Consider the following 6,710-nt stretch of genomic DNA (forward strand, 5'->3'; position numbering starts at 1 on the left):
GAGCGACCATGTCCGAACCCTTCCTCGGCGAGATCAAGCTGATCGCCTTCGGCTACGCCCCGAAGGGCTGGGCCGTGTGCAACGGCCAGCTCCTCCCGATCAACCAGAACCAGGCCCTCTTCTCCCTCCTCGGCACGACGTACGGCGGCGACGGCAGGGTCACCTTCGCCCTGCCCAACCTCCTCGGCCGCGTCCCGCTCCACATCGGGCAGGAGATCAGCCAGGGCCAGTCGGCCGGGGAGGCGAGCCATACGCTCACCGTCGGCGAGCTGCCCACGCACGCGCACCCGGTGTTGGCGACCGATGCGAGCGCGACCACCGGGGTGCCCGACCCGCTCTCGATGCTCGCGACGAGCGTGGGCTCTCCCGCCTACGCGCCGGCGCAGAACCTCGTCGCGATGGACGCCGGCGCTCTCGCCCCCGCCGGCGGCAGTCAGCCGCACGAGAACCGCCAGCCCTACCTCGTCCTGTTGATGTGCATCGCTCTCCAGGGCATCTTCCCCTCGCGCAACTAGGAGTCACTATGAGCGATCCGTATATCGGCGAGATCCGGATGTTCGGCGGCAACTTCGCGCCGGTCGGCTGGTTCTTCTGCGAGGGCCAGCTGCTGCCCATCAGCGAGTACGACGCCCTCTTCAACCTCATCGGCACGACGTACGGCGGCGACGGCCAGTCGACCTTCGCGCTGCCCGACCTTCGGGGCCGGATCCCCGTCCACGCGGACGGAGCCGGTTACGTCCAGGGGCAGGCCGGGGGCGTCGAGTCGGTCACCCTGACGACGCAGCAGATACCAGCGCACACGCACCCGGTCGCCGGGTCCTCGGCGACGGCGTCCGTCACCTCGCCCACGGGCAACGTCCCGGCCACGACGGCCGGCGTGACGGTCTTCGCCTACGGCACCGACCAGCCCCACACGACGCTGCACCCATCGAGCGCCGCCCCCAGCGGCGGCTCCCAACCGCACGACAACCTGCAGCCCTACCTCTGCATCAGCTTCATCATCTCCGTCTTCGGCATCTACCCGACCCCGAACTGAGGAGCCGCCATGTCCGATCCCTTCGTGGCCGAGATCCGCATCGTCGGCTTCACCTTCGCGCCGACCGGATGGGCGACCTGCGACGGCCAGCTCCTGCCGATCAGCCAGAACACGGCCCTGTTCTCCCTCCTCGGGACGACGTACGGCGGGGATGGGAGGACGACCTTCGGGCTGCCCAACCTCGGCGGATCCGCGCCGATGCACCCGGGCCAGGGCCCGGGGCTCTCCCAGCGGTACCTGGGCGAGTCCGGTGGCGAGCAGACGGTGACCCTGCTCCAGAGCGAGATGCCCGCCCACACCCACTCGATGGCTGCCTCGCAGGCCGAGGGCGGCGACCGGACCCCCGCCGCGAACCTGCTGGCCGCCGAGACGGGCGGCATCAACTCGTATGCCGCTCCCGGCGGGGTCACCTCGATGGCCCCCTCCATGGCCGGCCCGACCGGAGGGAACCTGCCGCACAACAACATGCAGCCCTATCTGGGGCTGCTCTTTGTCATCGCTCTGCAGGGCATCTACCCGCAGCGCCCGTGACGGGGATCGTGCGCCCCCCTGGCCCGGGGCGCGTCGTCGAGCTGCGCCCGATCACGCCCGAGGACCGGCGGTTCCTCCTCGACCTCTACGCGACGACGCGGGCAGCGGAGCTCGCCCTGGTCCCGTGGGACGAGGCGACGAGGAGGGCCTTCGTCACGCAGCAGTTCGACGCTCAGGACGCGTCATGGCGCCGGCAGAACCCGGACGGCACGTTCGACGTGGTCGTCGTCGACGGCATACGCGCTGGGCGGCTCTGCGTCGACCGACGCGCCGACGAAGTGAGGGTCGTCGACATCACCCTCGCGCCGGAGCACCGCGGGCAGGGGGTGGGGACGCGGCTGCTCACCGCGGTCATCGCGGAGTCCGAGGCGACCGGGAAGGCGACGACGATCCACGTCGAGCGGAGCAACCCCGCATTGCGGCTGTACACGCGGCTCGGGTTCGAGGTCGTCGACGACCTCGGGATCTATCTCTTCCTGCGGCGACCGGCCGGTCAGCCGAAGACCGCCTCGTAGCGCTCGCCCCGTCCGTCCGGGCCGAGCGGCACAAGGAAGATCTCCAGCCGGCCGAGGCTCGGGTGGGCGACCTCGAAGACGCCTTGGCGCGCGGGCGGGGTCGGGCCGCCGACGAAGAGGAGCGCGAACTGGTCTCGGCCCGCCCCGGGCGGTCCTTGCGTCACGTCGACGAGGACGGCATCGAACGCCTCTCCGGTCGGTGCTCGCAGGGCGAGTTGCTCCCCGACGAGCGGGGCGAAGGACTCGGCGGTCGCGGTGGCGAGGTCCATGGTGCGATCCCGTCTGTCTGGCCTGAGGGGCGGAGCGGTACTGCTGGGGCGTTGGTTGAGTCGCGGCTCGGTGGCCCCGTCAGATCCGGTTGACCACGGCCGTGAATGACCGGCGGTCCGGGGCGGCGACGCCGAAGAGCGTCGTCGCGGTGAACCCCGGACGCGAGACCGTCCACGTCCCGCTCGAGGGCCCGGCGCTCGGCGACGTGAAGGTCACCGCGAACCGGCGGTCGTCGCCGGGTGGGGCGCCGAGCACGTCGGTGACCCGCGACAGCGTGACGGACCAGCGGGTGCCGCCTGCTGTCAGGGTGAACGAGGCGCCCACGCGGCTCGCGAACCGCGACCTGCTGAGCAGCGAGCCCGACGTGCCTGTGGACGTCGCCGCCGACGCGGTGTGCGTCGGGACGAGTGTCGTGGCGACGGCCACCGGACCGCCGAGGACGATGCTGCGACGACTGAGGACCATGACGCCCCCTTCACGCGAGAGATGCCGACGACGCCGGCGACGGGAGCATCATCCCGCCCGCGCAGGTCGGCGCGCGGGAAAACGGGGAACTCCAAACCGCCTGTCCGAGGGCCCGACGCCCGGACCGCGATTTCTCCGCCGGGGCGGAGGTCGTGTGGTGGCGGGGCGCTCCCGGACCCCAATTTCTCCGCCGGGGCGGAGGTCGTGTGGTGGCGGGGCGCTCCCGGACCACGATTACTCCGCCGGGGCGGAGGTCGTGTGGTGCTCGGCCCGGGTGAGGATTCCGCTCTCGAGCGTGGCTCAGGCGGTCGGACCGCTGGTGCTCCGCGCACGGTGCTCGGCCATCGTCGCCAGACGACGCAGGGTCTCGGTGTTGCGCCAGTCGAGGACCGGGTCGCGCAGGACCTTTGGCACGAGGGAGGCGGGCCCTTGCGTCGCATCCTCGACCATGGTCACGCGGGTGCCATCCGCGACCCGTTCGCAGCTGACGGTCACGACTCCTTGACCGCTCGGCCACGCGCGCACCTCGAGCTCGAGGCGGGTCGGTGCATCGGCCGACCGGACGACGGTGCAGTCGTGCAGAAGAAGCGGCCATGCCCCGACGGAGTGGTGAATCGTCGCCCCGGGGGACGGCCAGTCGGGCGAGACGTCGCGGATCCGGGCGGCGCCGACGACCCAGGACGCGTAGCTCCACCCGTCGGCGAGCACGGCAAACACGTCCTCGGGTTCACACCGGCACAGCCGGGTCGTCGTGCTCATGTCGTCGGCCCCGGTCCGTGGCTCTCCGGAATACGGCTCTCCTGCATACGGCTCTCCGGGACATGGCTGTCCTGGACCTGGCTCCCCTGCATGCGTCCCTTCAGCTTCCGGTTGCCAGGACCGGGGAACCGCCGTCGCACGCGGTTGTGCCAGAGGGCGGCGCGTGCGGCGTTCGCCCCGCAGGCGCCGTGCACACCGCCGCCCGGGTGGGCCGAGGCCGAGCCCAAGTAGAGGCCTTCGACCGGTGTCTCCGGACGGCCCAGTCCGGGCACCGGCCGCAGGACGAGCTGCTGCCGCAGGGTGGCGGTGCCTCCGTTGAGGGCGCCCCCGACGAGGTTCGCGTCACGCGCCTCGAGCTCGCGCGGCCCGAGGACCCGCCGGGCCACGACGAGGTCGCGGAAGCCGGGGGCGAAGCGCTCGACCCGCGCCTCCATCCGGTCGGCGAACCGCTCCGCCTCGTCGCGGTCCCAGCGCCCCGTGATCGTTCGGGATCCCTGCGCACCGGATCCGGAACCCCCGCCGAAGCCGGCCCCGGTGACGCTGCCGAGGTCGCCGCGGATGCGCTGCGGCACGTGGGTGTAGGCCCACACCGCCTCGTGCCCCACGGGGGCACGGCCGGGATCGGCGGCGGCCATCTGACCGAGCAGGATGAAGGGCGCCGACGGCACGAGGCCGGAGCGGATCTCGTCCATGGTCCGCGTGATCTCGTCGACGGAGTCTGCGAGGTGGACCGTGCCCGGGGGTCGGTCGGGAGCGTCCCGCCAAGGGATCGGGCCGTCGAGGGCCCAGTCGACCTTGACCGTCCCCGGGTCCCACTCGAAGCGACGCATCCGGGCCCGCAGGTGGTGGGGCAGCTCCTCCCACGGCACGAGCCCGCCGTAGAGGGCCGGCGCGGAGACGTCGGCGACGACCGCTCGCCGCACGGCGACCTCGTCGTCGGGGGTGCGTACCGCGACGGCGCGCCCGTTCCGGACGACGATCCCGGTCGCGGGCGTGCCGACGCGGATCTCCCCGCCGAGCGCGGTGAAGCGGTCGGCGATCGCGGCGCTGAGACGACCAGCCCCTCCACGCGGGACGGGGAAGCCGTGGGCTTGCCCGAGCATGACGAGCAGGAGGGCCATGAAGCCCGATCCGGGAGCGTCGAGGGGGATGTCCGAGTGGGCGGCGTTGCCGGCGAGGAGCAGCCGCGGCCCCTCCCCGCGGAAGGACCGGGCCGCGAGGCTCCGGACGGGTCGGAGCAGGGCCTGGGCGAGGGCGAGGCCACCGGCGCCCGGGACGCGTCGGGCGAGCCCGAGCCCGGAGCGCACGGGCGGGAAGGGGGTGAGCAGCGCGTCGATGACGTGGTCGCCGACGCGGTCCCACGTGGTGCAGAGGTCGAGCCACGCGTCCCCGTCGCCAGCGTGGAGGGCGTCGAGGCCGGCGGCGGTGGTGTGGCGGTCGCGCTCGAGCACGGCCCACCCGCCGGTGCGCAACGGGTGCCCACAGACGGCGGGTGCGTGGACCCACTCGAGCCCGAAGCGGTCGAGCCCCAGCCCCTGGATCGTCGGCGAGGCCGCGGCGAGCGGGTAGAACGAGCTGAACGTGTCGTGAACGTAGCCCTGGGCCACCGACGAGTCGCTCGCGACGGCGCCCCCGATCGTCGACTGGGCCTCGAGGAGGAGCACGGACCAGCCCGCGTCGGCGAGCAGGTTGGCCGACACGAGCCCGTTCGGCCCGGACCCGATGACGACGGCATCGACGGTGGTCATGAGGCTCCTCTCGTCGCCGGCTCTTCTTCGCTGCGTACCCCGGCTCGTGCCGCCTCAACCCGAGGCACCACCCAGCGTCCGTATGCCGGGTGGCCAGCTTGCCCGTCCACGCGCGGACCGCGCGGGCCGGGGTCAGGCGCGAGCGCGTATGCCGTGCGACGAGTATCGCGCCGCGAGCGCGGGGCCGTGGGTGGCTGGGCGGGGGCAGCGGCATACGGGTTGATGTCGGTGCACCTCCGGCGCTGGCACCCAGGCGGAGCGCCCTCCGGCTCAGGGCTGCAGGAGCACCTTGATCGCGCGGCGCTCGTCCATGGCGCGGTAGCCCTCGGCGACCTGGTCGAGGGGGAGCGTGAGGTCGAAGACCTTGCCCGGGTCGATCCGCCCGTCGAGGACGCGCTCGAGCAGGTCGGGCAGGTAGGCCCGGACCGGGGCCATGCCGCCGGCGAGGCCGACGTTGCGGACGAACATCTGCCGGACCGGAAGCTCGACCCCGTGCGGCGCGCCGACGAAGCCGACCGTCGCACCCGGTCGAGCCACCCGGAATGCCGTCTTCATCGACTGGTCGGTGCCCACACACTCGAGGACCGCGTCCGCGCCGATGCCGCCGGTCAGCTCCATGACGGCCTCGACGCCGGCATCGTCACGTTCCGCGACGACGTCGGTCGCGCCGAACTCCGTGGCCAGCCGCTGCCGAGGCTCGTGCCGCGACATCGCCACGACGCGCTCGGCGCCGAGCTCCTTCGCCGCGATGACCCCGCACAGGCCGACCGCGCCGTCCCCGATGACGACGGCCGTGCCACCAGGGCGGACGCGCGAGGCGACCGCGGCGTGCCACCCGGTCGCCATGACGTCGGAGAGGGTGAGCAGCGATGGGATGAGCGACGAGTCGGGCATCCCATCGGTCTTGACGAGGCTGCCGTCGGCCTGCGTCACACGAACGAGCTCGGCCTGGCCGCTCTCGGTCCAGCCCTGGTTCGTGCAGACCGACGTGAAGCCGGCTCGGCAGTGCGGGCACGTGTTGTCGCTGTGGCAGAACGGGATGATGACGAAGTCGCCCGGCGCGAAGCCCGAGACGTCCGAGCCGGTCTCCTCGACGACCCCGACCGCCTCGTGGCCGATCGTCGAGCCGGGCGTGATCGCGTTCTCGCCGCGGTAGGGCCACAGGTCGGAGCCGCAGATGCAGCCGGCGACGACCCGGACGATGGCGTCGGTCGGCTTCTCGATCGTCGGGTCGGGCACCTCGGTGAACCGGATGTCCCGTGGGGCATGGATCGTCGTTGCGCGCATGGTCTCCATCCTCATGCCGGCGCGCGGACGCGTCCAACCCCGCTCTCACGGTGGCCGTCCCGCGCCCTCCTCCCCGCGCGCCCCCTCCCCGCACGCCCT

At 72.8% G+C, this 6,710-nt stretch carries 9 protein-coding genes; 4 read left to right on the forward strand and 5 right to left on the reverse strand.

Annotated features, from left to right (window positions below; genetic code table 11):
• The first annotated feature begins 8 nt into the window (after window positions 1-8).
• Genes N865_RS08475 through N865_RS08490 form a run of 4 tightly spaced genes read left to right on the forward strand, consistent with a single transcriptional unit; the run spans window position 9 to window position 2,082 of the window.
• Window positions 9-515 (forward strand): phage tail protein, encoded by a 507-nt coding sequence (locus N865_RS08475; RefSeq protein WP_034804058.1) that lies wholly within the window; start codon window positions 9-11, stop codon window positions 513-515.
• Window positions 516-523: 8 nt separating this feature from the next.
• The gene (locus N865_RS08480; RefSeq protein ID WP_034804060.1) at window positions 524-1,036 is read left to right on the forward strand and encodes a phage tail protein; all 513 of its coding nucleotides are present in this window, start codon (window positions 524-526) and stop codon (window positions 1,034-1,036) included.
• 9 nt (window positions 1,037-1,045) lie between these two features.
• Window positions 1,046-1,567 carry a phage tail protein gene (locus tag N865_RS08485; protein ID WP_034804063.1) on the forward strand — a complete coding sequence of 174 codons (522 nt, stop codon included), beginning with the start codon at window positions 1,046-1,048 and terminating at the stop codon, window positions 1,565-1,567.
• Window positions 1,568-1,575: 8 nt separating this feature from the next.
• On the forward strand, window positions 1,576-2,082 hold the full coding sequence (locus N865_RS08490) for a GNAT family N-acetyltransferase (protein WP_034804155.1): 507 nt from the start codon (window positions 1,576-1,578) through the stop codon (window positions 2,080-2,082).
• Here the strand turns inward: N865_RS08490 and N865_RS08495 are convergent.
• The 5 genes from N865_RS08495 to N865_RS08515 form a co-directional block, all read right to left on the reverse strand.
• The gene (locus N865_RS08495) at window positions 2,061-2,351 is read right to left on the reverse strand and encodes a DUF6916 family protein (protein ID WP_034804066.1); all 291 of its coding nucleotides are present in this window, start codon (window positions 2,349-2,351) and stop codon (window positions 2,061-2,063) included. The two genes, N865_RS08490 and N865_RS08495, sit on opposite strands and share 22 nt — an antisense overlap.
• Window positions 2,352-2,430: 79 nt before the next feature.
• Complete coding sequence (locus tag N865_RS08500; RefSeq protein WP_034804068.1) at window positions 2,431-2,817, reverse strand: DUF6916 family protein; 387 nt, start codon at window positions 2,815-2,817, stop codon at window positions 2,431-2,433.
• A 300-nt stretch (window positions 2,818-3,117) separates the two neighbouring features.
• The gene (locus N865_RS08505; protein ID WP_034804070.1) at window positions 3,118-3,576 is read right to left on the reverse strand and encodes an SRPBCC family protein; all 459 of its coding nucleotides are present in this window, start codon (window positions 3,574-3,576) and stop codon (window positions 3,118-3,120) included.
• Window positions 3,573-5,324 (reverse strand): phytoene desaturase family protein, encoded by a 1,752-nt coding sequence (locus tag N865_RS08510; RefSeq protein WP_084328070.1) that lies wholly within the window; start codon window positions 5,322-5,324, stop codon window positions 3,573-3,575. The genes N865_RS08505 and N865_RS08510 overlap by 4 nt, the downstream gene beginning before the upstream one ends.
• A 270-nt stretch (window positions 5,325-5,594) precedes the next feature.
• The gene (locus tag N865_RS08515; protein ID WP_034804159.1) at window positions 5,595-6,611 is read right to left on the reverse strand and encodes a zinc-dependent alcohol dehydrogenase family protein; all 1,017 of its coding nucleotides are present in this window, start codon (window positions 6,609-6,611) and stop codon (window positions 5,595-5,597) included.
• Window positions 6,612-6,710 lie beyond the last annotated feature (99 nt).

Origin of the sequence: Intrasporangium oryzae NRRL B-24470, from assembly GCF_000576595.1 — a bacterium.
Classification (GTDB): Bacteria; Actinomycetota; Actinomycetes; order Actinomycetales; family Dermatophilaceae; genus Intrasporangium_C; species Intrasporangium_C oryzae.